Annotated in this window: 21 protein-coding genes; 10 read left to right on the top strand and 11 right to left on the bottom strand. The window is 55.3% G+C overall.

The genetic code is table 11. The features are described from left to right. Positions 1 to 71: 71 nt before the first annotated feature. Complete coding sequence (locus tag AUQ43_RS08335; protein ID WP_062955802.1) at positions 72 to 305, bottom strand: hypothetical protein; 234 nt, start codon at positions 303 to 305, stop codon at positions 72 to 74. Positions 306 to 517: 212 nt separating this feature from the next. Here AUQ43_RS08335 and AUQ43_RS08330 point away from each other — a divergent pair, with 212 nt between their 5' ends. Beyond that, positions 518 to 955 carry an Lrp/AsnC family transcriptional regulator gene (locus tag AUQ43_RS08330; RefSeq protein WP_062955801.1) on the top strand — a complete coding sequence of 146 codons (438 nt, stop codon included), beginning with the start codon at positions 518 to 520 and terminating at the stop codon, positions 953 to 955. Positions 956 to 1132: 177 nt separating this feature from the next. Here AUQ43_RS08330 and AUQ43_RS08325 read toward each other — a convergent pair whose 3' ends face one another. The 6 genes from AUQ43_RS08325 to AUQ43_RS08300 form a co-directional block, all read right to left on the bottom strand. Next, a complete protein-coding gene (locus AUQ43_RS08325; RefSeq protein ID WP_062955800.1) occupies positions 1133 to 2197 on the bottom strand; it encodes an ABC transporter ATP-binding protein in 1065 nt (354 codons plus the stop codon). A gap of 1 nt (position 2198) precedes the next feature. Next, positions 2199 to 3581, bottom strand: coding sequence for a trehalase family glycosidase (locus tag AUQ43_RS08320; protein ID WP_232310632.1), 1383 nt, complete (start codon positions 3579 to 3581; stop codon positions 2199 to 2201). 5 nt (positions 3582 to 3586) lie between these two features. Continuing rightward, positions 3587 to 4816: a carbohydrate ABC transporter permease gene (locus AUQ43_RS08315; protein ID WP_062955798.1), complete on the bottom strand. Its 1230-nt coding sequence runs from the start codon at positions 4814 to 4816 to the stop codon at positions 3587 to 3589. Further along, positions 4816 to 6129: a sugar ABC transporter permease gene (locus AUQ43_RS08310; protein ID WP_062956032.1), complete on the bottom strand. Its 1314-nt coding sequence runs from the start codon at positions 6127 to 6129 to the stop codon at positions 4816 to 4818. The genes AUQ43_RS08315 and AUQ43_RS08310 overlap by 1 nt, the downstream gene beginning before the upstream one ends. Before the next feature lie 72 nt (positions 6130 to 6201). Further along, on the bottom strand, positions 6202 to 7548 hold the full coding sequence (locus AUQ43_RS08305) for an ABC transporter substrate-binding protein (RefSeq protein WP_062955797.1): 1347 nt from the start codon (positions 7546 to 7548) through the stop codon (positions 6202 to 6204). After that, positions 7545 to 8621 carry a substrate-binding domain-containing protein gene (locus AUQ43_RS08300; RefSeq protein WP_114129856.1) on the bottom strand — a complete coding sequence of 359 codons (1077 nt, stop codon included), beginning with the start codon at positions 8619 to 8621 and terminating at the stop codon, positions 7545 to 7547. The genes AUQ43_RS08305 and AUQ43_RS08300 overlap by 4 nt, the downstream gene beginning before the upstream one ends. A 739-nt stretch (positions 8622 to 9360) precedes the next feature. Between AUQ43_RS08300 and AUQ43_RS08295 the strand changes: the two genes are divergently transcribed. After that, complete coding sequence (locus AUQ43_RS08295; RefSeq protein WP_062955795.1) at positions 9361 to 10524, top strand: MFS transporter; 1164 nt, start codon at positions 9361 to 9363, stop codon at positions 10522 to 10524. A gap of 102 nt (positions 10525 to 10626) precedes the next feature. On the opposite strand, the gene AUQ43_RS20255 is transcribed toward AUQ43_RS08295, so the two are convergent. Next, positions 10627 to 10800 carry a hypothetical protein gene (locus AUQ43_RS20255; RefSeq protein ID WP_157088445.1) on the bottom strand — a complete coding sequence of 58 codons (174 nt, stop codon included), beginning with the start codon at positions 10798 to 10800 and terminating at the stop codon, positions 10627 to 10629. Between the two features lie 209 nt (positions 10801 to 11009). Between AUQ43_RS20255 and AUQ43_RS20250 the strand changes: the two genes are divergently transcribed. Further along, positions 11010 to 12731: a hypothetical protein gene (locus AUQ43_RS20250; RefSeq protein WP_147250457.1), complete on the top strand. Its 1722-nt coding sequence runs from the start codon at positions 11010 to 11012 to the stop codon at positions 12729 to 12731. A 105-nt stretch (positions 12732 to 12836) separates the two neighbouring features. Here AUQ43_RS20250 and AUQ43_RS08280 read toward each other — a convergent pair whose 3' ends face one another. Continuing rightward, positions 12837 to 14078, bottom strand: a complete 1242-nt coding sequence (locus tag AUQ43_RS08280) for a saccharopine dehydrogenase family protein (RefSeq protein ID WP_062955792.1) — start codon at positions 14076 to 14078, stop codon at positions 12837 to 12839. Positions 14079 to 14156: 78 nt separating this feature from the next. Beyond that, on the bottom strand, positions 14157 to 15254 hold the full coding sequence (locus tag AUQ43_RS08275; RefSeq protein WP_062955791.1) for a carboxynorspermidine decarboxylase: 1098 nt from the start codon (positions 15252 to 15254) through the stop codon (positions 14157 to 14159). Between the two features lie 563 nt (positions 15255 to 15817). On the opposite strand from AUQ43_RS08275, the gene AUQ43_RS08270 reads away from it, so the two are divergent. Continuing rightward, positions 15818 to 16306: a VOC family protein gene (locus tag AUQ43_RS08270; RefSeq protein WP_062955790.1), complete on the top strand. Its 489-nt coding sequence runs from the start codon at positions 15818 to 15820 to the stop codon at positions 16304 to 16306. Positions 16307 to 16440: 134 nt separating this feature from the next. Here AUQ43_RS08270 and AUQ43_RS08265 read toward each other — a convergent pair whose 3' ends face one another. Next, entirely contained in the window at positions 16441 to 17475 is a 1035-nt protein-coding gene (locus tag AUQ43_RS08265; RefSeq protein ID WP_062956031.1) for a LacI family DNA-binding transcriptional regulator, read from the bottom strand. 175 nt (positions 17476 to 17650) lie between these two features. Between AUQ43_RS08265 and AUQ43_RS08260 the strand changes: the two genes are divergently transcribed. The 6 genes from AUQ43_RS08260 (at position 17651) to AUQ43_RS08235 (ending at position 24970) form a co-directional block, all read left to right on the top strand. After that, entirely contained in the window at positions 17651 to 19204 is a 1554-nt protein-coding gene (locus AUQ43_RS08260) for a sugar ABC transporter ATP-binding protein (RefSeq protein ID WP_062955789.1), read from the top strand. After that, positions 19197 to 20210, top strand: coding sequence for an ABC transporter permease (locus AUQ43_RS08255; protein ID WP_062955788.1), 1014 nt, complete (start codon positions 19197 to 19199; stop codon positions 20208 to 20210). Before AUQ43_RS08260 ends, AUQ43_RS08255 begins: the two co-directional genes overlap by 8 nt. Positions 20211 to 20274: 64 nt before the next feature. Further along, positions 20275 to 21231: an ABC transporter substrate-binding protein gene (locus tag AUQ43_RS08250; RefSeq protein ID WP_062956030.1), complete on the top strand. Its 957-nt coding sequence runs from the start codon at positions 20275 to 20277 to the stop codon at positions 21229 to 21231. Between the two features lie 90 nt (positions 21232 to 21321). Continuing rightward, the gene (locus tag AUQ43_RS08245; RefSeq protein WP_062955787.1) at positions 21322 to 22377 is read left to right on the top strand and encodes a sugar phosphate isomerase/epimerase; all 1056 of its coding nucleotides are present in this window, start codon (positions 21322 to 21324) and stop codon (positions 22375 to 22377) included. A gap of 44 nt (positions 22378 to 22421) precedes the next feature. After that, positions 22422 to 23585, top strand: coding sequence for a Gfo/Idh/MocA family protein (locus AUQ43_RS08240; protein ID WP_062955786.1), 1164 nt, complete (start codon positions 22422 to 22424; stop codon positions 23583 to 23585). Positions 23586 to 24004: 419 nt separating this feature from the next. Beyond that, on the top strand, positions 24005 to 24970 hold the full coding sequence (locus tag AUQ43_RS08235) for a D-glycerate dehydrogenase (RefSeq protein WP_062955785.1): 966 nt from the start codon (positions 24005 to 24007) through the stop codon (positions 24968 to 24970). Positions 24971 to 25025 lie beyond the last annotated feature (55 nt).

Here is a 25025-nt window from a genome sequence, read left to right as displayed (position 1 = left end):
GTCCGTGCAGTAAGGCACCGACAGGCTTTTTTTGTGCACAGGGTGGGATACCTGCGTTGGGGGAATTGGGCTTATCTCGGCAGGTGGCCGTGTTCGCAGACGAATGCGACGTCTTTGCGGTCAATGCCGATGTCTTCAAGCACTTCGCGCGGGGCATTGCGAAGCATTTCCGCATCACGGGCGACCTTGTAGGCCAGCGCCCATTTGCGCGAAAAAAGAACGAGCCAGCGCCAGATGGTTACGCCTGATACCGGCGCGACATTGGTGGTGGCGGCGAGGGATCCATTTGTAAACTGTGCTGGCATGATGCTGGCTCATGAGTTTGTTTGCTAATAAGGGGTCAAAGTTTCCTTCGAACCCGCAAACAATCTACGCCTCGTTTATGTGAAACAGTGCGCAAAGTTCGCAAATCTGTGCGACATTTTCGCAAAGATCTGGCAAAAACGATTTTCTTTCGCTGTCGGCTTCGGTCATGTTTATCCGAAGGATGTTACAGCGTCGTTTGGTATATTGAACCTTGGCGGAACTCGATAAATTTGACTATCGCCTGCTGGAATTATTGCAGGAAAACAGTCGGTTAACAGGTAATGAGCTGTCCGCGAAAGTTGGCCTTTCATCGGCGGCCTGTTTGCGCCGGGTGCAGCGCCTGCGTGAAACCGGGGTGATTGAACGCGATGTCGCGATCGTATCGCCCAAGGTATTTGGCAAGAAGATGATGGTGATCGTGCTTCTGACCATGGAGCGCGACCGACCGGATCGTTACATGCTGATGCGCGAGGAATTCGGCAGAATGCCTGAAGTTGTGCAGTGTCATCATGTGACCGGGGCGCATGATTTTGTGCTGCGTATTCAGGTCAGCGACATGGAAGAATACAGCGCCTTTGTCGACCGGGTGTTTCATGAACCCTATATCAAACGCTATGAAAGTCTGGCGGTTCTGGGCTCGCTGAAATAGCGCAAAAAGGGGGGGGGTGCATTCTTCAATTAAATTGAAGAATGCAGCCCATTATTCAAAATAAGTTAAAGATCAGACCGCAAGCGCCCGCCCGACGCGACACCCATATTTGCCGTCATTTTAATTGTATGAGGATTTAAAACGCGCCCGGATCGGAAATCCGGCATGCGCGTTTTGTCATGCCGGGATGGTTTTTTCCGATGCGTCGAACAGATGCACATCGCCGGATGCGAAATGCAGCCCGACGGTATCGCCCACGCCCGCGTCGGAATGACCAACGATGCGGACCGTGAACAGGCCGACATCGGGCACGTTGACATAGACAAAGCTGTCGGAGCCGAGATGTTCCATGACATCGATCTGGCCGGTCAGGATGGCTTTTGAGGCATCATTGGCATCACAAAGCGCCATATGTTCGGGGCGAATGCCCATCTTGGTAGCACCTTCGGTATTGCGGGCAATATCGGATGTGTTGCCATTGCCAAAGGTAAGCTGCGTGCCCGTGCCCTTGCAGTCGACCACATTCATTTTGGGTGAGCCGATAAACTGGGCGACAAACAGGTTGCCCGGATGGCGATAGAGATCAAGCGGGGTGCCGATCTGTTCGATCTGGCCGGCCTGCAGAACGACGATCTTGTCGGCAAGCGTCATGGCCTCGACCTGGTCATGGGTGACATAGACCATGGTGGCACCGAGTTTCTGATGCAGGCGGGCGATTTCAAGGCGCATTTCAACGCGCAAAGCGGCATCAAGGTTGGAGAGCGGCTCGTCAAACAGGAAGGCGCGCGGTTCGCGGACAATCGCGCGGCCAATCGCCACACGCTGGCGCTGACCGCCTGACAGTGCCTTGGGTTTGCGATCCAGATAATCTTCGAGTTTGAGCGTTGCGGCGGCTTCATCGACCTTTTGGGTGATTTCGGCCTTTGGCATGCCGGCAACGGTCAGGGCAAAGCCCATATTTTCGCGCACGGATTTGTGCGGATAGAGGGCATAGGACTGAAACACCATCGAGAGTTCACGTTCGGCCGGGGGCTTGCCGGTGACGTCATCGCCATCAATCAGGATCTGGCCATCAGATGCTTCGACAAGGCCCGAAATCAGGCGCAGCAATGTTGATTTGCCACAGCCGGACGGGCCGACAAAAATCACCAGCTCGCCTTCATTGATTTGAAGGTCGATGCCCTTGATGACATCAACCCCGCCAAATGATTTGCGGATGCCTTTAAGTTCGATCTGGCCCATTTTATGTGTTCTCCTGATCTGCGGTGCCGGTTGGTGAGGCTGATGGTGCGGTCGATGGGGACAGGCGTGATGCGGTTGGCAAGGCTTCGGGACGGGCCGCCCAATAAAGCGACATGGATGCCGTCCACGAAAAGTCGGTGCCCCCGCCGCCACGACCGGTCACCGGGCAGAAATATTCACGAAATTCCGAAAGTTCGATAAGGGACTGCGTGTCACGCCGGATGCGATCAGCAAGGTCGGTCTCGCCATGCTCAGACAAGCCGGTTGCGATCATCCAGTTGATCATGGCCCAGACCGGACCGCGCCAATAGCGAATGGAATCAAACAGTTCGTGGCCGGGATCAAAGCTTGGAACGCTGTGTTCGACCTGCGAAAGCCAATGTGAAAGCGTTGCGGCCATCTTGCCCGCACGGGCCGGTTCGACCGCGCCAGCGAACAGGGCAAGCCAGCTTCCTGATGTCAGGCCGGTGGCGTGTTCATCACGGCGCAAATCAAGCGTGACATAGCCACCAACTGTCTCAGACCAAAGCTGTTCAAACCCGGCATCGAGACGGGCAAGGCGGGCTTTGGCGCGGGCGGCGATATCATCCTGCCCCAGAAGCGTTGCCATATTGATCAGGTCGCGTTCGGCCCGGCGCAATATGGCATTCATGCCCGGTTCGGCCACCCAGAACGGGCAATCGCGGGCAATGATTTCTGTATCCCAATTGCAATCACGACCAAACCTGACCAGCGCCATGTAGTGATCATAGTCGTCGTTTTTCGGACGTTCGTCCTGATTGACGATATCGGTGTCGCGGCGGTGATAGGTGCCAACCCCTGTGGTATCGATAAAGGATAAGGGGCGATCCCAGTCGGGCAGATTATCGCGGCCACTTTCCCACGGATGCATGATCGCAACCACACCGCGCCCATCCGGGTCGCGGGCATCAAGGAACCATTGATGCCAGCGATCAAGTTTGGGCAGAAGCTTTTCCGCCCGGTCGCGATGGGCAGCAATGTCTTCGGCCAGAAGCCGTTCGATCACGGTTGCGGCAACGGGCGGCTGGGTAATGCCCGATGTTGGCGGGCTTTTGGCGATGTCGGTCGTGCCCCACTGTTCCGGTCCGGGGAAGTAGCTTTTTTCCTCTTTCCAGAAAATGATGTGCGGCACCATGCCGTTGTCCCATTGCGCGGAAAGCAGGCTTTCGATTTCCTGCCAGGCACGATCGGGATCAAATACGGAAAAGCCAAGGGCAACCAGCGCACTATCCCAGTTCCACTGGAACGGATAGAGCTTGGCACTTGGCACGGTATAGCCGCCGCGATCATTGCCAAGCAGGATGTCGGCCGCACGTCTGTTAGTACCCGTAAGCTGGTCGAGTGAAAGGCTTGCCTGGCTCATTTGGCTCATCCCTTGACGCTCCCGGCGGTGAGGCCCTGAACAAGGAAGCGTTCAAACCACAGGAAGATGACAAGGATCGGAACCGTTGCGATCACCGCACCGGCCATCAGATGTTGGCGCGGAACTTCGGATGAATTGAGCGACACCACGCCACGTGACAGGGTGAAGATGTCGGGATCATCGAGGAACATGAAGGCAAACAGGAATTCGTTCCAGGCGATCATGAAGACATAAAGCGACACCGATGCCAGGGCCGGCAAGGCGAGTGGCAGGGTGATTTTCCAGATCACGCCAAAGCGCGACAAACCATCCATCAAACCGGCTTCTTCCAGTTCGGCCGGAAGGCCACGGAAATAGCCCTGAAGCATGTAAAGGGCCACGGGCACCGTGGTGGCCGGATAGACGATCAGAAGGCCAACCACCGTATTGCGCAGGCCAAGCTGACTGAACACGGCATAAAGCGGGATGACCAGAACGATCATCGGCACCAGATAGATCAGCAGGATCGAGCTTGAAAGCACCGTTTGTCCGGGGAATTTCAAACGCGCAACCGCATAGGCGCCGGGGATCGAAAAGGCGAGTGTGATCACAACGGTGCAGACCGACACGATGGTCGAAATCAGAAGGAAGCGGCCAAAATTGAACTTGGTGAACAGTTCGACATAGCTGTCAAACAGGCTGGCAGCGCCCTGTGTCAGATCAATCGACAGATCCAGCGGGTTCAGGAACAGATCCTGCTGGTTCTTGAGGCTGGTCATCACCATCACATAGAAGGGCAGGATGACGATCACGCTAAAGAACACAAAGCCAAAGCCCTTGAGTGTGCGCACAATCACCAGATCAATCGCATACCGTTTGAGCATGCCCGACTGAATGTCGATCAGGACTGCGCGGTTGGCAAAGGTCACGGCAAGCGCAATCAACCCGACGCCGAAGGCCTGAATAAGCGAACTTTCAGATAAGGCCAGACTGAACGGTGCGCCAAAGGATACCAGCATCATCGAGACGATCACGCCAGCAAAGGCGACAAGGTAAAGCCCCGGTGTGCGATCCGCGGGCGCGCGCAGCATGATGATGGCGGCATTGACCGCCCCGCCAAGCGCACCTGCCGATATGATCGGCGTTGCCGGAAGGCCGGTGATCAGGGTCAGGGAAATGCCGGTGAGGGCAACCGCAATCGTGCCCCAGAGCAATCCGGTCAGCAGACCCAGAAGAAGACCCGTACCGATACGCATTACGAATCCTCCCGATGGACGAATTTGAAATAGAACACGGCAAAGACCAGAAGCAGGATGAAGATGGCCACCGCCACTGCCGCCCCGGCCCCGAGGTTGGACAGGGCAAAGCCCTGTTCATAGACATCGACCGTGAGTGTGCGCGTGCCCGCGGCCCCGCCGGTCAGCAGGAAGATGTCGTCGAACTTGTTGAACGTCCAAATGAAGCGCAGCAGGAACAGGGTCGACAGGATCCCCAGAAGTTGCGGCAGGGAAATGTGCCAGAACTGTTGCAAGGGCGTGGCGCCATCGACCTCGGCGGCCTCGTACATGTCAGAGGATATCGACTGCATCCGGGCCAGAATGAACAGGAATGACAGCGGGAAGTAGCGCCACGCTTCAAAGGCAATCACCGTTGCCAGTGCCAGCGGAAAATCGATGGTCAGGCCGAAAACATCAATGGGAATGTCGCGCTGGCCAAAGAAGTTTACGCCTTCATCCGCGATGTTCATGCGCTGCAAGATGGCATTGAAGGTGCCGTTGAACGGATCAAGCAGGATGACCCATGTAAAGGCAACGGCAATGACCGGTGCGACATAGGGAAACAGGAAAAGCCCCCGGATGATCGAGCGGCCAGCAAAGGGTTTGTTGAGCATCTGGGCGGCGAAAAGGCCAAGCACGAGGGCACCCAGCGTACCAAACACCGTATAGGCAATCGTCACCCACAGCACCGACCAGAATTCGCGGGAATCAAAAATTCGCGCGAAGTTTTCCAGGGTGAATTCGTTATTGGTCAGAATGTTTTCAGCCGTGCCGGTGACGGTTGGTTCGCTGTCACGCGGCGAGACGGGGTTGGCGGCAAACGTTTCATCAGCCACAGCGGTCATTTTCAGTCGGGTGCGTTCCCCGGCCGGAAGGCCATCAAGGGCACAGCGGACCGCGGCCCCCGTGACCGTACAAACATCCCCCGGATCAATGACCGTAATGCCCGCGGGCAATGTATCGGTCAGGACGACGTCGGTAATGTCGCCTTTGCGCGATGAATTGCGCATGCGGTACTGGATTTCAAATTCCTGCCCGGCAACATCGAAATCCCCCCGCACGCGTTCGGACACAACAGGGGTTGGCGGGCGCAAGTCAGACAATGTGACCGGCTTGACCGAAATCCAGAAATTGGCAAGCAACGGAAACAGGACGATGCCCATCACAATCAGAAATGTCGGGGCCAGCATCCAGAGCGCAAGCCGCGCTTCGCGCCGCGCCATCGGGCCGAGCCCGGTTTTTCGGCCGTTGGGGGGGGCGGTTGCCGGGGATGTCTTGGTTGTTCGGGACATCGTCATCGTCTTGCTATCCGTTGTGAAATTCGGCGTCCGGGGCGCTGGTTCAGCGCCCCGGATCAGGATCGCTTAGTTGATAGCGGCGATTTCCTCGTTGATCAGGTCCGCCGTTTCCGATGCGTCACGTTCGCCGTCGATATATTCGCGGACGAGACGGTTGATCACCTGACTGTTGATGATGCGCGATGCCATGGCCAATTGGCCTTCGGCGACACCCCAACGGTTTGCGGTTTCAAGGCCGGAAACGATGTCGGTGATGACGGCCGGGTCATAAAGCTCTGACAGCGGCTTTTTGCGATCAACACCAACCGGCAGGGTCGACCATGCCTTGACAAATTTCTCGGGATCTTCGGCGGTGCCATGACGGACCGGGAATTTGCCTTCGGGCGCGATGGAAAGCGTGCTGGTGTAGCCTTCATCCAGCGAGAATTTGACGAATTCTTCCGCCGGGTCGGTATCAGCATCGTTAGTGATACCGAAATAGCGAATGTCACCCCATGCTGCGCCATTCGGATTGGACGGGCCCATCAGGCGGGTGACAACACCGGTTTTCGATGCCAGTTCGCCCGAGGTCGGGTCATTGTTGATGGTGGGCGGGGCGCTGTCACGCAGGCCTGCCAGTTCATCAAGGATGAAGGGTGACCAGATGATCATGGCCGCCTTGCCTGCGAAATAGACTTCGCGTGACTGTTTCCAGTACAGATCCCCCGGAGGCGAGGCCTTGGCGAGTTTTTTATAAAACTCAAGCGCCTCGACGAGCTTTGCCTTGTCAAAGCCGACCGATCCATCGGCGGAAACCGGGGTTGCGCCGTTTGCCAGGAAGACATGTTCGAGCACCTGGCTCATGAAGTTTTCGTCAATTTTGGTCGCAGCGACAAAGCCGTACATTTCGGGCGGGTTGTGCAGCGCCTCGATGGCCTTGACGATATTGCCATAGGTGTTGGGGGCCTCAAGGCCCGCCTCGTCAAACAGGTCCTTGCGATAAAGCACCATCTGGGTCCAGCCATCAGACGGTACAGCCGCGACTTCGCCATCGAAATCGGCCATGCCAAGGGCGGCGGGTGCAAAGGTGTCCTTGCCCAGCTGGTTGACGACTTCGTTATTGGCTTCGGTATCGAGGATGCCGGCCTCGGACCAGGGCAGGACATATTGCAGGGTCAGGTAAATGACGTCTGGCAGATCACCGGCGGCATAGGCCGCGGTGGCGCGGGTTCCGAGTTCGGTTTCCGTGACCGGAATGACTTCAACAGAAGTGCCGGTTTTGGCTTCGAACGCCTTGGCCATTTCTTCTTGTTTGGCCAGTCGTTCGGGTTGTTCTTCGGTGGTCCAGAAGCGCAGTTGTGCACTTGCCATGCTGGTCGAGACCAGCAGACCAGCGGCTGCGAGTGTCAGTGCACGCGTAAACCTTGTTTTCATGAGATGCCTCCCTTGGCATTTTCTGCCAGTTTCGTTACTGGCGGGTTGGCTGACCCACGGACGGTCAGCGATGCTTCCCACAGGATTTGGGAAAATTCCGATGCAGGTTCGTTGGCCTGCGAGACAACGATCCGGCCGACTTCGCGGCCGATCTGATAGCTGGCCTGCGACATGGTCGTCAGGCCGGGATGGATGGCTTCGCCCATGGGCAGGCCATCAAAACCGATCACGGACATTTCCGATCCGACGTCGATACCGGCATGCGCCAATGCGTGCATTGCCCCAATGGCAACCGCATCGGTGACGCACAGAAGGGCGGTCGGACGATCCGGGTGTTTCAGGATTTCTGAAATCGCATCGCGCGCGGCCAGTTCGTTGGTGATGCCGTCATGCAGGTAGCCCGATGGAAGATCGCAACCATTGGCACTGACTGCGGCAAGATAGCCGGCGCGTCGTTGCCATGCGTAATTGAGTTCAGGATCGCCGCCAAGAAACGCGATCTTGCGATGCCCAAGACCGACAAGGTAATTCACGGCATCGACAAAGGCCTTTTCGTTGTCGATATCAAGCCATGCATAGTCTTCGCAGTTTTCGGTGCGCCCCTGGGCCACAAACGGGATGTGGGATGTGCGCAAAAAATCGATGCGCGGATCATGGCGTTTGGTGCGGGCAACAACAAATCCGCCGACCTTGGCTGAGCGGATCAGGCGGTCCATGACTTCGACCTCGTCATGACCATCGGGAACGGCGGAGACCAGCAAGTCCCAGTCTGAAAGGGCAAGTTCGGTGGCAAGACCATCGAGAATTTCGGCCAGAAACGGATCAATCTGATGGCCGTCGCGGGCGGGCAGGACAAAGCCGATGGTTTCCACCACGCCACGGGCAAGACGCCGTGCGGTGGTCGAGGGGCGATAGCCCAGCTCATCGGCGGCCTTGCGCACACGGGCGACGGTCTTTGCGGCGATATCGGGATAATTGTTAAGCGCGCGCGAAACGGTTCCCTCGGACAAACCAAGATGTTTGGCCAGCCGGGCAATCGACATGGTTTCGTTTTGCTTCCGAACGCGCGGCACGGAACCTCCCTGAGTGTCTTCGTTAGAGCCTGTTGCATCAAATTTGCCTCACTTTGCCGAGGACATCCTTCTGTCCGGCAAAGAAAGGTCCGCTGTGCGTAGCGGGGCTACGGTTCAAGGACCTTGACGCTGCGGGGCGGAAGAATGTCTCGGCCCACAGGGTTCGTTTTTGGCGGCGTTTCGCGGCGTTACACCGTTTGACCGATGCGCCGCATCGCTCTGCACGCTGTGCCTTGCCAAACGACACGCCAAAAACAAACAAAGCGAAGCAAATTTAATGCAACAGGCTCTACTGCTTTTCACCGCCTTTTTGACGGTGTTTGGTGTTCCGAAACCGCTTTCGGAACAGGGAAACGCTATCCGAAACCGCTTTCGGTTGTCAAATAGTTGATTTTGAACGATTTATTTTGCGGCGCGGTAGGGTTTTAAGCTATCCGCAAGGGTGGGCTAAAAACGTGCGTAATTCTTGTGCGACAAGCCTTGTGCGCAAATGTATCAACCAAAGGTATAGAATTCGGCACGTATCGGATTTTGCGACGCAACTCATTGTTTTAACGCATGTGGGCGGTGTGTTTTGGCATGTTGGGCCGTGAATCGCGCCGGTGCTTTATCCAATACGGTGCGTGATGCCATCATCGGCAATCCTGCCGGGGACGGTGCCGTTATCGAACGGACGTCGTTTTTATCTGCTAAGTATCGAATTGCGTTGCCTAAAACAGGGCAAATCATATCACATGGCATGATGACTGACCAAAATGCCGAGATTAACCCGAATGCCATTGCGCAAGTGAAGGTTCTGGCCTTGCTTGGCGCGGTGTTGCTTGTCGGGTCGAATTCGTTTGTTTTAAGCCCGATCCTGTCAGAAGTGGCGGCCGGGCTTTCGACGCAAACCTATCATGTGGCCTGGGCGATTTCGGCGTTCGGGGCGGCGACGGCACTATCGGCGCTGACCCTGGCGGGGATGATTGACCGGATGTCGGTCGGGCGTGTTTTGGGCGGTGCGGCACTTCTTTTGGCGGTGGCGCAGGTTTCAAGCGGGCTCAGCCAGCATTGGGTGTGGCTTTGTCTGTCACAGGCGCTGGCCGGGGTGGCCGTTGGTGTGTTGTTGCCGGGATCCTATGCCACGGTCACCGCCACAGCCCCCAAGGGGCGCGAGGCCGCGCGGCTTGGTGTGGTTCTGACCGGGTGGGCGTTATCGTTGGTGGTGGCAGTCCCCGCCGCAGCGTTCATAACCGAGCAATTTGGCTGGCGGATGGTTTATTTCCTGATGGCCGGGTTGTCGGTCCTGGTGGCCGGTATTCTGGTGATTTTGCTGTCGGATGTGCGCGGCGGGATGAGCACGCGGACATCGCCCTTGCGCGCATTCCGGCTGCCGGGTGTGTGGCAGTTGCTGGCGGTGATGCTGGTTTATATGACCGCGTTTTACGGCTGTTTTGCCTTTTTCGGGGTGGGTGTGCGCACGGCCTTTGACCTGTCAGCGCAGGGCAGCGGGATGTTTGTTATGGCCTATGGCGTGGGGTTTGGCGTCATGGGATTTGTTTTGGGGGTGATATCGCCCAAAATTACCCGCGGGTATTTGTGTCTGGTGTTGATCGCGATTGCGACGAGCTATGCCACCTGGGGATTGACCCTGCAAAGCCAGAGCAGCGCCATGGCCGGAACCGCCATCTGGGGGATGCTTAATCAGCTGGGTCTGAATGCGATGGTGGTGTCGCTTAACCGTCAGGCGTCTGATGCGCGCGGGGCGGTGATGGGGCTGAATAGTGCGGTGACCTATTCGGCGGTGTTTGCCGGGCCGATGATCATGGGGCCGATTTATGCCGGGTTCGGTTTTGCCGCCGTGGCCGGGTTTGGTGCCGTTTTGGTGATGTGTGGTGTGATTGTCAGTTGGCGACGTGCGTGAGGCGGGACCGTCGAACATCGTTATGCAGGGCCAAGCGCAGCATCGAGGCCATAGCGGTTTGAATGGCGGGAGTTTCCCGCCTGCGCGGGAATGACGACTTCATCAAAAACGCAGAATGACGGGTCGAAACCCGCCATTTGCTATGATTGTTTCGCGTTCCTGGATTGCTTGGGAAAAGTCCAGTGCAAGGTCGCCATCGGCATCCTTGATGCGGGTCATGGAAGTTTGGTTTTCACCCAGCACCCGCATGTCCCAGATTTTCTTGATCTCGAACATCTTGTTGGCCTGCCATGGGTATTCTGTATGGAATAGATGTTCCCCCTCAATAACGCATTGCAGGTGATAACAACCGTGGCCCATGAAAACTGGTGCAATCGGTTGCAAAAGTGTTGTCATCTAAGTTTATAAGGGAATTTAAATTCTTGAAATGAAATCTAAAGTAGCCAAAACTTTATTTCTTTTTGCTTTCGCATTGGGGGCGGGCAATGCAATGTGAGATTGTCTCAGTCACATCTTTAGTAACATGTCTTGGTGCTGTTCCGCATTTCGTGGCCAAGCAAATGGGATCTTCTCACCCAACCATAATCGCCGGGATGTTTTATCTTGGTTTGTTGGTCGCAGGGAGTACCTTCACAGTGGCAAAAATATGCTTGAAGGCGCAGCCAGGTGATTCGGGACGCAAATTTTTTCTGGATATTCTGAAAATTACCGGCGGGATAACGGAAAAGCTGAAGTTGGCCATCCGTGCAACCCTTACATTGTTTGACCGGATCATCGGCGATGACTATTTCAAGCAACACGGCGACCAAGTAAACTGGCAATCCTTATCGCCCTTGGCCAAAAACAGTCCGTTCACTTTCAAAAGTTTCCAGACCTGTTTTTCGCTGGCAATCCTTTACCCACTTATTGCCCTGTTGATGATCTATGTGCTTGCCGATCGGGGAGAATTCGTAATTTGGGCGGTCGCAGAAAGTGATTTGCCATTCGCAGACCGGTTAGGCATCGGAACCACGATTGTCATCCTTTATGTGATCGGGGGATGGGTCAGAAAACGCATTGAAACAAGACAAGTTTCAAGTCTCAAAAAAAGTTTGCTGATCGCTGTTACTACCAGTGTCGCTGTCGCTCTCGCTTTCGCTTTCGCTGTCGCTCTCGCTGGCACTTTCTCTGTCGGTGACGATATCCCTGAGGCTTTCTCTTTCACTATCATACTAGCTATTTCTGTCGCTGTTGCTGTCGCTTTCGCTCTCGCTGGCCCTTGCGCTGGCGCTTTCGCTTTTGTTTTCTCTCTCTCTTTCGCTCTCTCTTTCGCTAACGCTAGCGCTGACGCTGTATCCTTTTATGGCTCTTTCACTGTCGCTTTCGCTTTGGCTTTCGCTGTTGCTAGTCCAGGTGCGATTTTATTCGTTCGTTTTGCTGCCAATCAATTCGACCGATTATCTAAACCTTTGCGGAAAACGTCATATTTTGGGGTGGCGTGTCTTGTGACCCTGCTTCCACTGTTCGCCTTTGAACCGGATAGCGTCTCTTTTCCAGCGTTTTACTTGTTGCTTGCAGTTCCTCTTTTGTTTCTGCCTTTTGTCAATGGCTGTTTGGATTGGTTTTCCTTGGGCATAACCCGTGTTTTGTTGGCCACGCAGTTAAAGCTGGATTTGCGGTTGATGCGCACGGGGCTTGTGGTTGTCGATGTGCTTGTGGCGCTTTTTTCGGTGCCTCTTTTGCTTGTTGCAATCATTGGTGCCATAAAGCTCTTGGATGCTTTTGGGGTTGTCACCGAGATTGATCTGATTGCAATCAAGAATAGCCTTTTGACCCCTGCTGGTTCAGTTGTTGAGTATTTTCAATCACATGCAGACTATTTTTGGGTGGTTGCCATGCTGTTCACCACTCTTGTGCCAACCCTGATTCATTTCGTATTTGGCCTTTGTGCATTGGCCACGCACAGTTTTTATCTTTTTCCATTCATTCGGCAGAAAGTGGACGGCTTCGTGGCAGAAAGAGCGTTGGAACTACAGGGCAATCCAGGCGGGATACCAGCAGAAAGTGACACATGGATGAGATGGTGGATCCCACTCATCATTGCCAGTTCGGTCTGTATGACAGTTTGGGCCTTCAGCTTGCCGATACTTTTGTTGGATCATCTCATCACCTCAGGCTTTGGCTATTATGCACAGCTTCTTAAGTGGGTTGCCAATCTGACGATATGAACACGAGCTGACCTTGAGTATCTTGGCGTAACTGGCTTAAAAAAAGAATGGCGGACCAAGTGATTTTGGTCCGCCATTTTAACTGTTAGTTCCGGATATCAACGCTTAGCTGAAATCGAGCGCCCGGTCGCCGTTGGCGTCCTTGATGCGGGTCGGAAGACCCATGCCGTTCAGCAGGTTGAGGAACGGTTTGGATGGCAGTTCTTCGACGTTTGCCATCTTTTTCACGTCCCACTCGCCGGTGGCGATCAGCATCGCAGCCGCGACGGGCGGCACACCGGCGGTATAGGAAATGCCCTGGCTTCCGACTTCGTTATAGGCGTCCTTGTGGTCCGCCACGTTATAGATCAGGACTTCGGTTTCCTTGCCGTCCTTCGTACCCTTGACCAGATCACCGATGCAGGTCTTGCCGGTATAGTCCGGTGCGAGCGAGCTTGGATCCGGCAGGCAGGCCTTGACGACCTTGAGCGGCACGACTTCGAGGCCCTCGGCCGTGGTGACAGGTTTTTCTGACAGCAGGCCGATATTGTTGAGGACCGTGAAGACATTGACGTAGTGATCGCCAAAGCCCATCCAGAAGCGGACGTTTGGCACGTCAAGGTTCTGGGACAGGGAATGGACTTCGTCATGGCCGGTCATGAAGGTCTGGCTTTCGCCGACAACCGGCATGTCCCAGATCTTTTTGACTTCAAACATCTTGTTGGCCTGCCACTGGCTGTCCTGCCAGGAATAGACCGTGCCGGTGAATTCGCGGAAGTTGATTTCCGGGTCGAAGTTGGTGGCAAAGTATTTGCCGTGGCTGCCGGCATTGATGTCGATGATGTCGATCGAGTCAATTTTATCGAAGTAATCTTCGACAGCCAGTTTGGCATAGGCGTTCACCACACCCGGATCGAAGCCGACACCAAGGATTGCGGTCGTGCCAGCGGCTTCGCATTCTTCGCGGCGCTTCCATTCATAGTTGGCATACCATGGCGGGGTTTCGCAGATTTTGTCCTGCTCTTCATGGATGGCGGTATCGAGATAGGCGACACCGGTTTTGATGCAGGCCGACATGACCGGCATGTTGATGAAGGCAGATCCGACATTGATGACGATCTGGCAGCCGGTTTTTTCGATCAGGGCCGCGGTTGCATCGACATCGGTCGCATCGAGGGCGTGACCTTCGAGAACGCCTTGCTCTTTAAGGTTTTTCTTTTCATGGATGCTGTCGATGATGGACTGGCACTTTGATGCCGTACGCGATGCGATATGAATATCGCCAAGCACGTCGTTATGCTGTGCGCATTTATGTGCAACGACCTGGGCGACGCCACCTGCGCCGATAATCAGAACATTCTTTTTCATGTCGGGCCAAAAACTCCCCTGTTTTGAGAGGTGGGGAAACACTTCCCCGGTTCGCTATGAAAACTGCGCTTTCGTTTTTTACGAAAGGCTCGAAACGTAGTCGTCAAAGGTGAACTCACGCACAACGCGCTCTGTTCCATCGAGTTCCCGGATCACGATGGACGGCATGCCGACCCCGTTAAACCAGTTCTTTTTGACCATGGTGTAACCGGCCGCATCCTGAATGGAGATACGGTCGCCGACCTTGATCTCGTTTTCGAAATCAAATTCGCCAAATACGTCACCCGCAAGGCACGATTTGCCGCAAATCATATAGGGGTGATCACCCGTGTTCGGCAGGACCTTGGCATTTTCGCGATAGATCAGAAGATCAAGCATGTGGGCTTCGATCGAGCTATCGACGATGGCAAGGTTCTTGCCGTTGAACAGGGTATCGAGCACCGTGACCTCAAGGGTGGTGCTGTTGGTGATCGATGCTTCGCCAGGTTCGAGATAAACCTGCACGCCGAATTTTTCGGAGAATGCCCTGAGCCGCGCGCAGAATTTATCAAGCGGGTAATCCTCACCGGTGAAATGGATGCCGCCACCCAGGCTGACCCATTCAACACGCGACAGAAGCGTTCCGAATTTTTCCTCGATATCGGTCAGCATGCGATCAAACAGATCGAAGTCTTCGTTCTCGCAATTGTTGTGGATCATGAAGCCGGAAATCTGATCCATCACCGCTTCGACCTTGGCGACATCCCATTCGCCCAGACGCGAAAACGGGCGGGCCGGGTCGGCCAGATCAAAGCTTGAGGTCGAGACCTGCGGGTTCAGACGAAGCCCGCGCACGATGCCCGATGCCTGATCGGCAAAACGGGTCAGCTGGCCGATGGAATTGAAGATGATCTTGTCGGCATTTTCGATGACTTCGGAAATCTCGTCATCGGAATAGGCGACACTGTAGGCATGGGTTTCCTTGCCGAATTTCTTGCGGCCCAGCTTGACTTCATAGAGCGACGAAGACGTCGTGCCATCCATGTAGTCCGACATGAAATCAAACACCGACCAGGTCGCAAAGCATTTCAGTGCAAGCAACGCCTTGGCGCCGGAATGCGCGCGCACATAGGCGATCTTTTCCATGTTGCGCAGCAGCTTGGACTTGTCGATCAGGTAATAGGGCGTTGCGGGCATAGGCGGCTCTCTACAACTATGTCACGGGGAATGCGGATGAACTCGGAATGCGCGATCAGGCGTCTTTTGTTCCGGGTAGTGGCAAAATCACCATTCAGGTGGAAGGCACGCGGCTTCTAGTGGTCAGCCTGACGGTGTGTCATCCAATAGACGGAGACAGATAAACTGTATTCATTCATCAGATGCCTCCATCTTGCGGGTTTTGCCAGAATGCGCAGGCTTTCAATTGATGTGCTGCGCTACGATACATGTATTTGCCGCGTCCCAATAGCAGCGAGCGTGGGTGCGGTCAATACTGCAATGTTCCCTATGTAACGCGATTATACGCGTCTGTGCATGTTGTGGTTTCATGACGCTTTGATCAAGGGGCAAATGCATTGATTTTGAGTTGCTATTCACCCATGTGTTTATCACGGACTGCGTGCAGCCTGTTGACGAATGGTCCGAAAACATGTTCCGGATGACGCAAGGATTTCAAGCGCCGCCTGTGGCGCATTGCATTGCTGTGTGGCGTGCGTCCGGGCGACTGTCGAATTAAAGATCAAACCAGACGGAGGAGCCCCATGTCACCTGCACCTGTAAGTGTCGATCATCTTGCTTTTCCGACCCGCGACCTGGAAGCCACCGACCACTTCTATTCCAAGGTGGTCGGGGCGACGCTGGTTCATGCCGAAAGTGGTTACAGCCCGTCGTGGAAAAGCGACTACTTGCTGATTACCTTTGCGCTGCCCGACGGGACGCGCCTGTCATTTTTTGACTGGCCGGCAGATACCGGGCCATATCCCGATGATCCGGAGATGCCAGATGACGTGTTCCATATCGGATTGCGCTGTGACAGCCCGCGCGATGTGATCGCCTGGCAAAACCACCTGTTCCAGCACAAGGTTGTTTACCACAACGAGGATGATGGACAGTCGCGGCGCCTGTTCGTGCGTGACCCCAATGGCATCCGGTTCGAGATTTTTGCATCTGAAATGGCCAAATCCGGCGAAGATCACGCAGAACGCGCACGATCCGTCATGGGTGAATGGCAAAAGATTTCAGGGGCCTGAGCCGCAAGAAGTGCCTGTTTGCCAGCAGCCCGGGGCGGTCCGGGGCAGGCGAAATCGACCCGAATTGAGCCAAAACCAGTCAAATCACCCCAATCGATCCCAGTCAATCCGGGGTGGGCAGCCGGTTTGCCGGACTAGGGTTTGGGGCAGGGGCCGGTGCTTTGGCGAATGATCAGTTCGGTCGGGACAATCACCGGGCCGTCGTCATTATTGACGAACGGCGTCTTTGATCCCAAACGGTCAAGTAGCAGCTTGATGGCCTGTTCGCCAAGACGGCGACGGGGCTGGCGCACGGTGGTGATCGGCGGGTCATAGGCGGCGGCATGCGGAATATCGTCAAAGCCGACAACCGACAGATCCTCGGGGATGCGCAAGCCGTATTCCTTGGCCGCGACGATAACGCCAATCGCCATGCCGTCACTGGCACAGCACACCGCAGTCGGGCGGGTTTTTTCATCCGCCAGCAAGGCGCGGCCTGCGGCAATGCCGGAATCGATGGAAAAGTCGCCGCGATAAACCAGACTTTGCTCGGGCGCGATTCCGGCTTCTTTCAGCGCCCGGCGATAGCCCCCGACCCGGTCTGTGGTCAGGATGTTGCCCGATGGTCCGCTGATATGTGCGATGCGGGTATGGCCCAGATCAAGAAGGTGGCGCGTGGCGACAAAAGAGGCCTGATCATTATCAATGATGACGGTTGGCAGGGCGCAACCCGGAATACGTTCACAGGCGATGACAACAGGCGGTGTCGCATTTACCGGTGCCTTGGCCAGCGGTGCGGGAAGCCGACCATTGAGCAGGATCATGGCGTCGGCCTGATTGCTGCGCAGATAGGCGGCATAGGTTGCTTCGCGTTCCGGATCGTTTTGGGTGTCGCCGATCAGAACGTTATAGCCGGCCTGACTGGCACCTTTTTCGATTCCCGACAGAATCGAGGAAAAGAAAGGGTTTCCGATGTCGGGAACCAACAACAGGATCATGCCCGAACGATTCAGGCGAAGGTTTCTGGCCATGACATTGGCCGTATAACCCGTCGCGGCGATGGCGGTTTGCACTTTTTCCCGCGTGGCTTCGGAAACCACATCAGGCTTGTGCACGGCCCGGCTCACAGTCGCAATGGAGACCCCTGCGTGGCGGGCAACATCTTCAATCGTCGCGATTTTCTCTGTCATGCTTCTTCCTACTCCGCCGGTCACAAGCTGTCCAGCGGCATTCATCGCTTCAAACGGACGGTGATTTTGGTCACAATATTCAAAATGTAAAGGTTTACATTCAAAATGAAAACGTTTACACAGAGCTTAATAAGCAGTTGATCGCAAAAAATGCGACGCTAGGGAGGATAAATTCATGACGGATGCGGCCGTTCACGCCGTTGACACCGATCAGCAGGCGCGTGTGCGTCTTTCAGGTCGGGAGATTTGCAAGTCATTTGGGCCTGCGCAGGTGCTTTTCGATGTTTCAATCGACTTGCGTGCGGGTGAAGTGCATGCGCTTCTTGGTGAAAATGGCGCGGGCAAATCCACACTCGTGAAAATCCTGTCTGGCTATCATCAGCCAACCAGCGGCGAACTGATCCTGGATGGTGCGCCGGTCGAATTTGCCGACAGTGAAATCGGTGAAAACCATGGCGTCATCCTGATCCATCAGGAACTTAACCTGGCCGAGCAGCTGACCGTTGAGGAAAACATTTTCCTTGGACGCGAGATCAAGCGCGGCTGGTTCCTTGACAAGGCAGCAATGCGCGCAGAGGCCAAAAAGCTTCTGGACCAGTTGCAATGCGATGTCGATCCGCGCACACGCATCAAGGATCTTGCGGTTTCGGACCGCCAGATGGTTGAAATCGCCAAGGCCCTGTCCAAAAACGCCGATATCCTTATTCTGGATGAACCAACCGCAGTTCTGACCGGGCGCGAAGTTGATATCCTGTTTGATCAGGTCAAGCGCCTGCGCGAACAGGGCGTTGCGATCCTTTACATTTCCCACAAGCTTGACGAGATCAAGGCGATTGCCGACCGGGTAACGGTGCTGCGCGACGGGCGTCTGATCACAAGCGAGCCGGTTGCTGATCTTGAAAAAGATGACATGGCGCGCCTGATGGTCGGGCGTGACATCAAGCAGATGTTCCCCGACCGCGCGCCGGTCGAGGCATCCGATGTTGCGCTTTCGGTGCGTGATGTCTCTGTCGAAGGGCAGGTGCGTGACGCCAGTTTTGATTTGCGGCGCGGCGAGGTGCTGGGTTTTGCCGGGATTGTCGGCGCAGGACGCACCGCATTGATGGAAGCCATCATCGGCCTGCGCGAACGCACATCGGGCGAAATCAAGCGCAATGGCAATACGGTTTCAATCAACAGCCTTCAGGATGCCAAGAAGTGCCGTATTGCGTATCTGACCAAGGATCGCAAGGGCAGTGGCCTGTTGCTGAATATGGATATGCGTCCCAACCTGACCTTGCTGGCGCTTGAAAAATTCGGGTCTGTCATCATTGACCGCAAGGCCGAAGAAGCCGCGCTGGCAAACGCGATTGAGGCCTTTGACATCCGTGCCGCCGACCCCAAAACCAAAGTCGGCGATTTTTCCGGGGGCAATCAGCAAAAATTGCTGCTGGCCAAGGTCATGGAGACCGACCCGGAAATTGTGATTATCGACGAGCCGACACGCGGCATCGATATCGGCACCAAGAGCCAGATTTATCATTTCATCGGCGATCTTACCAAGCGTGGTAAATCCGTCATTCTCCTGTCGTCCGAGATGCCAGAAATGCTTGGCCTGTCTGACCGCATTGCGGTCATGGCAGCGGGCCGCATTACCGGCATTCTCGAAGGCAACGACCGCAATGAACATGAAATCATGCGGCACGCGACAGGAATTTCAGGCAAGCAGGGAGTGTCTGTTCATGAGTAGCCTTGAGCGCACCGAAGCTTCGACTTCGAGCGGTTTTAATATCGATTTCAAAGCGCTGGGTCCGTTTTTGGCCCTTGTCGGTCTGTTCATTCTCGGCACAGGCATCAATGATGCGTTTCTGAGCGGTGGCAACCTTTCAAACATTTTCACCCGTGCGGCCTTTATCGGCATTATCGCGGTAGGTGCGACCTTTGTGATCACCGCAGGCGGGATTGACCTTTCGGTCGGCTCCATGGCGGCGTTTATTTCGGGCGCCATGATTGTCGTGATGAACACGCTTGTCGCCACCTTGGGCGCGGGTGTCGAGACCGTACTGATCGGTATTCTGGTCAGTGTGTTGCTTGGCATCGCGGCCGGGGCCGTGAATGGCCTGGTCAGCACCAAGGGCAAGATCGAAGCCTTTATCGTGACACTGGGCACGATGGGGATTTACCGATCCCTTGTGACCTATATGGCCGATGGCGGGACGCTGTCGCTTGATTTCGATGTGCGCGGTGTATATCGCCCGGTTTATTACGGCGACCTTCTGGGCATTCCCGTGCCGGTGATTGTGTTCTTTGCCGTGGCAGTTGCAGGCTATGTGCTTTTGAACATGACGCCGTTTGGCCGTAAATGCTTTGCCATCGGATCGAACGAGCAGGTTGCGCGCTATTCGGCGATCCATGTCGACCGTGTGAAGACCCTGACCTATATCATCCAGGGCCTGTGCGTGTCGGTTGCGACCATCATCTATGTGCCGCGTCTTGGGTCTGCGTCGAGTTCGACCGGTGTGCTTTGGGAACTTGAAGCAATCGCTGCCGTGATCATTGGTGGCACGATGCTCAAGGGCGGTTATGGCCGCATCTGGGGCACGGTGATCGGTGCAATCATGCTGACCACGATTGGCAATATTCTGAATTTGACGGATGCGATCAGTAATTATCTGAACGGAGCGGTTCAGGGGCTGATCATTATCGTTGCCGTATTCCTGCAGCGCGGGGACTGGCGACGCAAAAAAAGTAAATAACCGGCGATCAACGTCCGGGATGAATGAGAAACCGCATCATTTTTTTGATCAGGAGGAAACGTTAATGAAAACGTTTACAAAATATCTGGGGGCCGCCTGTGTTCTGGGCCTTGGCTTGGTATCGACTGGTGCATTCGCACAGGAAAAGATCAAGATCGGGGTTTCAATCCCGGCGGCGACCCATGGCTGGGCCGGTGGTCTGAACTGGCATGCCGAGCAGGCTGAGAAGCGTATCGAAGCCACCCATCCGAATATCGACATCATCGTGGTTACCGCGAATGGTGCGTCCGAACAGGCCAACGATCTTGAGGATCTGGTATCGGTTCAGGACATCGACGCCCTGGTGGTTCTGCCGTTTGAATCCGATCCGCTGACCGTTCCGGTCCAGCAGGTCAAACAGGCTGGCAAGTTTGTCACCGTGGTCGACCGTGGTCTTTCGCTTCCGGGTATCGAAGACGTCTATGTTGCTGGTAACAACCCGCAGCTTGGCCGTGTTTCGGGCGAATATATCCGTGAACGCCTGAATGACGAGGGCAAGATCGTCGTTCTGCGTGGCATTCCGACCACGATTGATACCGAACGTGTGGACGCGTTTGTTGAAGCGCTTGAAGGTTCGAAGATTGAAATCCTCGACATGAAGCACGCGAACTGGAACCGCGATGACGGGTACGAAGTCATGCAGGACTTCCTGTCTCGTTTCCCGGAAATCGATGCTGTCTGGGCACAGGATGACGATATTGCCCTTGGCGTGATCGAGGCTGTCAAACAGGCTGATCGTACTGACGAGCTGTTCATCGTTGGTGGTGCAGGCATGAAAGACATCATCAAACGCGTGATGGAAGGTGATGACCTGACCCCGATCGACGTTCTGTATCCGCCGGCGATGATTGCAACTGCAATGGACATCACCGCGATGAAGTTCACGTCGAACGCACCGGTTGAAGGTCGCTATATTCTGGGCGCGACTGTTGTCACCCAGGAAAATGCCGAGAACTTCTATTTCCCGGACAGCCCGTTCTGATCCGAACCACAACATCCTGCGTCGGGCGGCCTTCGCCCGACGCAAACGATCCAACCGATGTCAGTCAGGACGTAGCCAAAGAGGTCTAAGATGAAAACGCTTAAGGGACCGGCAATTTTCCTTGCCCAATTTGCAGACGATGAACAGCCGTTCAATAGCCTTGATTCCATTGGCCGATGGGCTGCTTCACTTGGTTACAAGGGTGTTCAGATCCCCAGTTGGGACAAACGTCTGTTTGATGTCGAAAAGGCCGCAGAAAGCAAAGATTACTGTGACGAGGTTGTTGGAACTTTGGCCGCCCATGGCGTGGCGTTGACCGAACTTTCAACCCATTTGCAAGGTCAGCTGGTTGCCGTGCATCCGGCCTATGACGAAATGTTTGATGGTTTTGCCGTCCCGGAAGTGCGCGGAAATCCCAAAGCGCGTCAGGAATGGGCCGTCAAGCAGGTCAAGGCAGCGATCAAGGCTTCGCAACATATGGGTATTAACGCCCATGCAACATTTTCCGGCGCACTGGCCTGGCCGTTTGTTTATCCCTGGCCGCAACGTCCGGCCGGTTTGATCGAAACTGCGTTTGACGAACTTGCCAAACGCTGGACGCCGATCCTGAATGCCGCTGACGAGGCAGGTGTTGATGTCTGCTACGAGATCCATCCGGGCGAGGACCTGTTTGACGGGGCGACGTTCGAGATGTTCCTTGAGCGCGTCAAGAACCATCCGCGCGCGAATATCCTGTATGATCCGAGCCATTTCGTGCTTCAGCAGCTTGATTATCTTGATTTCATCGATATTTACGCGGATCGTATCCGCATGTTCCACGTGAAGGATGCCGAGTTCAATCCGACCGGGCGTCAGGGTGTGCATTCCGGCTATCAAAGCTGGGTCGGGCGTGCAGCACGCTTTAGATCCCTTGGTGACGGGCAGGTTGATTTTGGCGCGATCTTCTCGAAGCTTGCGGCAATCGATTTTGATGGCTGGGCCGTTCTTGAATGGGAATGCGCGCTCAAGCATCCGGAAGACGGGGCACGCGAAGGGGCGGAATTCATCAAGAACCACATCATTCGCGTGACCGAGCGGGCCTTTGACGATTTTGCCGATGGCGGTACGGACGAGGCTGCTAATCGCCGCATTCTTGGCATCAGCTAGGCGATGTACAGGCAAGACTTTTCTACCAGACTTTGGAGAGTGAAATGAGCAAGCAAACATCTCCCGGCCGTCGCCTGCGTCTTGGCATGGTTGGTGGCGGACAGGGGGCCTTTATCGGGGCCGTTCATCGGATCGCTGCAAGGCTTGATGATCGCTATGAACTGGTGGCTGGTGCGTTGTCATCAAAGCCCGATGTCGCGGCGGCGTCGGCAGCAGAGCTGTTTATTGATCCGGACCGCAGCTATGCCAGTTTTGAAGACATGGCCAAAAAGGAAGCAGCGCGCGAAGACGGTATTGATGTCTGCGCCATTGTGACGCCAAATCACCTGCATTTCCCGGCAGCCATGGCAATGCTGGACGCCGGCATTCACGTGATTTGTGACAAGCCGCTTTGCATGACGGTCGAGGAAGCCGAACAGATCGAGGCCAAGGTTGCGCAAACCGGGCTTTTGTTCGCGTTGACGCACAACTACACCGCCTATCCGATGGTCCGCGAAGCGCGCCAGATGGTGGCGGATGGCAAACTTGGCGATATTCGCCTTGTTCAGGTCGAATACCCGCAGGGGTGGATGGCAACAAAGGTCGAAGATACCGACAACAAGCAGGCAAGTTGGCGCGCCGATCCGGCAAAGGCCGGAATGGGGGGTGCGCTTGGCGATATCGGAACGCATGCCCATAACCTTGCGAACTTTGTGTCGGGTCTGGACATTACCGAACTGTGTGCCGATGTTGATGCCATCGTTGAAGGCCGCAAGCTTGACGACAATGTTCAGATTCTGCTGCGCTACGAAAACGGGGCGCGCGGCATGTTGTGGGCAAGTCAGGTGGCCGTTGGCCATGAAAACGGCCTTCGTCTGCGCATCTATGGCGACAAGGGCGGAATGGAATGGGCGCAGGAACACCCGAACCATCTGCATTTCAGCCCGCTTGATGGTCGCCCGGAACTGCTGACACGCGGTGGTGCCGGTATCGGCGAAGAGGGGCTTCGGGGTGTTCGGGTTCCGCCGGGCCATCCCGAAGGTTACCTTGAAGGTTTCGCCAACCTTTACACGGATTTTGCCGACCAGTTGACGGCCCATCTGAACGGCAGTGAACCAGACCCGGCATCGCTTCTTGTTCCGGGTGTGGTTGAAGGCCTTAAGGGCATGAAGTTTGTTGAGGCCGTCGTACGGTCCGGGCGGGATGGGGCCGTTTGGGTCAAAATGTGATGAATGCCCATGCCTGCTAAATCTGGGGATTGGCGGGTGTGACCACGCATTGAAACAGTTCTTCCCGACCGACGTCTTGTCGGCGATTGAGCCGCAGCCTTATGGGTTGCGGCTCTTTTTTTGCGTTTCAGGTCGATTCTGCATGCGGATGAAAAGTCTGGCGAGCGCAATTTGCAGTATTTTGTAATTGCCCACACGTTCAGCAATAAGCATCTTGGCGCGAATTTAAGCTATTAAAATCAATATGTTAATAATCCAAATGCGCGCATTTAGAGGGTGCTGAGTGCCCTGTGGTTTTCCACGAAGTGAAAAAGAATAGCGGTCAAGTTGATCGCCTATTGCTGGATTTTCCGTATAGGTGTTTCCTAGATTTATAAAAAATAAGACTACTTTCAGGGAATTTATCCGGGAGCGTCCGCATGCCCGAGAAGCCAAAGCTTCTGATAACGCGACGATTGCGCGATGCCGTACAGGCACGTGCCGCGCGGGACTATCAGGTCTTGACCAATGACGAGGACCGCGTTTTCTCACGCGCGGAGCTGATCGAGAAATGCCAGCAGGTCGATGCTGTCCTGCCTTGTCATTCAGAGCATTTCTCTGCCGATGTCATTGCGGCGCTGCCCAAAAGTCTCAGGATCATTGCCAACCATTCGGTCGGGGTCGATCACGTCGATCTGGCTGCGGCGAAGGATGCCGGCATTGTCGTGACCAACACACCCGATGTGTTGTCCGATGCCACGGCCGAGATTGCCATGCTGTGCATGCTTGGGGCGGCGCGCCGCGGGGCCGAAGGTGACGCCATGGTGCGTGCCGGGAAGTGGGATTTCTGGTCCCCGGCCTTTATGGTTGGCCGACAGGTTTCAGGCAAACGGTTTGGGGTTCTGGGCATGGGCCGTGTCGGTCAGGTTGCCGCCGAACGGGCACGCGGGTTTGGCATGGAAATCCATTACCACAACCGCAAACCATTGCCCGACCATCTGGCCAAGGGCGCGGTTTTTCATGACAGTATCGAAGATCTGTTTGCGCATTCCGACGTGCTGTCGCTGCATTGTCCGTCAACGCCAGAGACAAAAGGCATCATCAACAGCAAGACGATTGCGAAGCTGCCCGACCGCGCGATCCTTGTGAATACAGCGCGCGGCAATCTGGTGGATGAGGATGCGCTGGTGGCCGCCCTTGAGAGCGGAAAGCTGTTTGCGGCGGGCCTTGATGTGTTCTGTAACGAACCCGGCGGAAATCAACGGATTAGCGCGTTGAATAACGTATTCCTGTTACCACATATAGGATCTGCTACAGAAGAAACGCGCGATGCCATGGGCTTTCGCGCGCTTGATAACCTTGATGCCTATTTTCAGGGGAAAGAACCCGGTGACCGGGTGGCTTAAAGGCGGGGAACCGTCTGAATTCAGTTTTTCAAGTCTTTAGGGTCAGGACCTATTA

Origin of the sequence: Thalassospira sp. MCCC 1A01148, from assembly GCF_001613795.1 — a bacterium.
In the GTDB taxonomy this organism is placed as follows: domain Bacteria; phylum Pseudomonadota; class Alphaproteobacteria; order Rhodospirillales; family Thalassospiraceae; genus Thalassospira.
Note: the sequence above shows the minus strand (reverse complement) of the source record. Positions and strands in the feature narration are given on the sequence as shown.

Excerpts from the sequence above, each read along its gene's own strand:
- AUQ43_RS08335 (WP_062955802.1), bottom strand. The coding sequence starts at position 305 with ATGCCAGCACAGTTTACAAATGGATCCCTCGCCGCCACCACCAATGTC.
- AUQ43_RS08325 (WP_062955800.1), bottom strand. The coding sequence starts at position 2,197 with ATGGGCCAGATCGAACTTAAAGGCATCCGCAAATCATTTGGCGGGGTT.
- AUQ43_RS08320 (WP_232310632.1), bottom strand. The coding sequence starts at position 3,581 with ATGAGCCAGGCAAGCCTTTCACTCGACCAGCTTACGGGTACTAACAGA.
- AUQ43_RS08315 (WP_062955798.1), bottom strand. The coding sequence starts at position 4,816 with ATGCGTATCGGTACGGGTCTTCTTCTGGGTCTGCTGACCGGATTGCTC.
- AUQ43_RS08310 (WP_062956032.1), bottom strand. The coding sequence starts at position 6,129 with ATGTCCCGAACAACCAAGACATCCCCGGCAACCGCCCCCCCCAACGGC.
- AUQ43_RS08305 (WP_062955797.1), bottom strand. The coding sequence starts at position 7,548 with ATGAAAACAAGGTTTACGCGTGCACTGACACTCGCAGCCGCTGGTCTG.
- AUQ43_RS08295 (WP_062955795.1), top strand. The coding sequence starts at position 9,361 with ATGATGACTGACCAAAATGCCGAGATTAACCCGAATGCCATTGCGCAA.
- AUQ43_RS20255 (WP_157088445.1), bottom strand. The coding sequence starts at position 10,800 with ATGTTCGAGATCAAGAAAATCTGGGACATGCGGGTGCTGGGTGAAAAC.
- AUQ43_RS20250 (WP_147250457.1), top strand. The coding sequence starts at position 11,010 with ATGCAATGTGAGATTGTCTCAGTCACATCTTTAGTAACATGTCTTGGT.
- AUQ43_RS08280 (WP_062955792.1), bottom strand. The coding sequence starts at position 14,078 with ATGAAAAAGAATGTTCTGATTATCGGCGCAGGTGGCGTCGCCCAGGTC.
- AUQ43_RS08275 (WP_062955791.1), bottom strand. The coding sequence starts at position 15,254 with ATGCCCGCAACGCCCTATTACCTGATCGACAAGTCCAAGCTGCTGCGC.
- AUQ43_RS08270 (WP_062955790.1), top strand. The coding sequence starts at position 15,818 with ATGTCACCTGCACCTGTAAGTGTCGATCATCTTGCTTTTCCGACCCGC.
- AUQ43_RS08265 (WP_062956031.1), bottom strand. The coding sequence starts at position 17,475 with ATGACAGAGAAAATCGCGACGATTGAAGATGTTGCCCGCCACGCAGGG.
- AUQ43_RS08260 (WP_062955789.1), top strand. The coding sequence starts at position 17,651 with ATGACGGATGCGGCCGTTCACGCCGTTGACACCGATCAGCAGGCGCGT.
- AUQ43_RS08255 (WP_062955788.1), top strand. The coding sequence starts at position 19,197 with ATGAGTAGCCTTGAGCGCACCGAAGCTTCGACTTCGAGCGGTTTTAAT.
- AUQ43_RS08250 (WP_062956030.1), top strand. The coding sequence starts at position 20,275 with ATGAAAACGTTTACAAAATATCTGGGGGCCGCCTGTGTTCTGGGCCTT.
- AUQ43_RS08245 (WP_062955787.1), top strand. The coding sequence starts at position 21,322 with ATGAAAACGCTTAAGGGACCGGCAATTTTCCTTGCCCAATTTGCAGAC.
- AUQ43_RS08240 (WP_062955786.1), top strand. The coding sequence starts at position 22,422 with ATGAGCAAGCAAACATCTCCCGGCCGTCGCCTGCGTCTTGGCATGGTT.
- AUQ43_RS08235 (WP_062955785.1), top strand. The coding sequence starts at position 24,005 with ATGCCCGAGAAGCCAAAGCTTCTGATAACGCGACGATTGCGCGATGCC.